This is a genomic window from Galbibacter sp., from assembly GCF_035306585.1.
GTDB lineage: Bacteria > Bacteroidota > Bacteroidia > Flavobacteriales > Flavobacteriaceae > Galbibacter.
The window spans coordinates 1-2,330 of record NZ_DATGNU010000063.1 but is presented as its reverse complement, the minus strand read 5'-3'; the positions used below and the strand labels follow the sequence as shown (position 1 = coordinate 2,330).

The 2,330-nt window shown below is 35.4% G+C and carries 3 protein-coding genes; 2 read left to right on the top strand and 1 reads right to left on the bottom strand.

What is annotated here, in order from left to right; genetic code table 11:
* Positions 1 to 101 precede the first annotated feature (101 nt).
* The gene (locus VKY50_RS06870) at positions 102 to 509 is read left to right on the top strand and encodes a DUF3021 domain-containing protein (protein WP_324300206.1); all 408 of its coding nucleotides are present in this window, start codon (positions 102 to 104) and stop codon (positions 507 to 509) included.
* Between the two features lie 30 nt (positions 510 to 539).
* Positions 540 to 1,154: a Uma2 family endonuclease gene (locus tag VKY50_RS06865; RefSeq protein WP_324300204.1), complete on the top strand. Its 615-nt coding sequence runs from the start codon at positions 540 to 542 to the stop codon at positions 1,152 to 1,154.
* A 769-nt stretch (positions 1,155 to 1,923) separates the two neighbouring features.
* Here the strand turns inward: VKY50_RS06865 and VKY50_RS06860 are convergent.
* A partial coding sequence (locus VKY50_RS06860; protein ID WP_324300201.1) for a hypothetical protein occupies positions 1,924 to 2,330 on the bottom strand: 407 nt, incomplete at its 5' end.

Genomic DNA, 2,330 nt, shown 5'->3' with positions numbered 1-2,330 from the left:
ACTTTATGTGTTCACTTTAAATCCGGCGCAAAGGAATATGTAACGAGGACATACGTTGGAAAAATAAAAGAATCGTTACAAATGAACAGGAGGAAAAACGGATGAAAAAGTTCATTACTCGCAGTATTCTCGGAATCTTCTACGGTGCCTTCCTAGCAGTAATTGCTACTAATATTGTTTATTTTAGCGGAACGGAGATGCTGGATGGAGGAGCCTTTTTCAAAAATTCACTCGGCTTTATTTTCTGTGGCTGGTTTTTTACAGTTACCCCTCTTTATTTCGAGAATGAGAATCTACAACTTTGGCAGCAAACAGCCTTGCATTTTATCACTGTGACGATTTTGTATTTTGTACTGTCACTGGGCATTGGTTGGATACCTTTTGAATTAAAAAGCATTCTAATATTCGGGGCAATATTTATCGCAGGATACGCCACCTTCTGGACGGCTTTTTATCTTTACTATAAAAACAAAGTGAAAAAATTGAATGAAGATTTACAACACATATAACATCCATTGATATATAAACAACCTTATACTATGATTCTTCTAAAGGAGGTGAAGAAAATGACTAAGGATGGTAAGAAAAACGATTTATTGAAAGAAACTGGCCTCACGTATGATGACTATGCTGCTATTGATGATGGTCAATATTATGAATTAGCTGGAGGCAAGCTAGAATTAATGAGCCCAGCACCTTATGTTACTCATCAGATGATTAGCTATGAAATTCAGAAGAAATTGGATCATAGTTGTTCATCGAACTATATAATTCTCAACTCGCCAGTAGATTTAATTCTCTCTCCTTCTGAGGTCAGGCAGCCAGATCTTGTACTAATACATCGTGACCGATTCGATATTATTAGTAAACGAGGGATAGAAGGTGCGCCAGACCTCGTTGTAGAGATTCTTTCCCCATCCTCATTGAAACGTGACAAGATAGATAAATTAAAAGTTTATGCGGAATATCAAATTCCAGAATATTGGATAGTGGATACTGAAAACGAGTGTTTGGAGCAGTATACGCTACAAGATAACCGATATGAACTTATCAACATATTTCAAGAGGAGGAGACTATTACCTCAACACACATTCCTTGCATATCCTTCGCAATGAAAGACATTATGGATAAAATCCCTGAACTTAGAGATTAAAATAGGAGCGTGGGGCAGCCCAGCTCCTTTATTATTTCATCCCATCTACATAACCAAACCTTTAACAAGATTTCTCATATCGTGTTGGGCAATCCTTTTTTCATTTTGGCTCTGTTAAAGTTCATTGTTGTTAACAACTTAGTTGATTGTAGCGGATGTACACGAGACTCCCTTAGAGAGCTTGTCTTTTATTTTGTAAAATAAATAACTACGGTAACTATCAAATTCTTTTAAACTTGTGAACTGTTGTAAATCACGATATTTGTCCATATAATTCATTTTCTCTGTCTCCCTTTCCTATCGGAAAACAAAAAAGCATGTCCCTTCAACCTGTGAAAATACTAGGTTAAATGAACATGTTCCAAAACTCGTGCGAATATGCCAAAAGATAACTGTTGATTTAGTCAACAGAACAAGTTAAAATGAACATAAATCAATTAACCTGTGGGGTCGTCACAGGCAAAGTCATTTCCGTTAGAGGTCGGCAAACCCCTAACATTATGGAAATGGCTTTTTCATTTTTCCGGTCTATTAAGTTAGTATTTATTTTAACTCTATCAATCTTCTATTACAATACTATTAGATAAAAGATATGCAGTATTTAGACCCAGTTGCGAAAATAGCTCTTAAATCCCACGTTCTTTTGACCTAATTTCATTGCTCCTATAAGAAGAAAACTCAACCAACACCAATAGATGCTTTCTTAAAAAAAACCTTGATTTATAGAACACATATGGACCAACAGTACATTAGGGCTACATATGTTGCTTTAATAAATACCAAATTCTTTTCTCATAGCATCTTCGAAATGCTGATTTACATACTCTTTTATAAAACGCTCACGTTTATTTAAATCTTCTGCTTTCCTAAACCATCCAACTTTAATAAAACGTTCTTCTATCGGTTTTGTGGACCATATAGAGAGTGCTTTTTCTTCTAATGCTCTAGTCACTTTGCGCTCTGCTAAAAGCGCTTCAAAACGATCTAACCTTTCCTGTTCTCTTGAAGGTAACATTTTTTGAAAATCTCTCATCTGACTTTCCATTTGATCAGCCGCAGCCTGTTCAAATGCTATTTTCATTTCGTTCATGATTGTAGTCTTCATTTTATCAAAATCAACAACTTGAATAGACTTCTCATCCTCAAAATCTACTGGAAAAGGTCGTAATTGAAAAT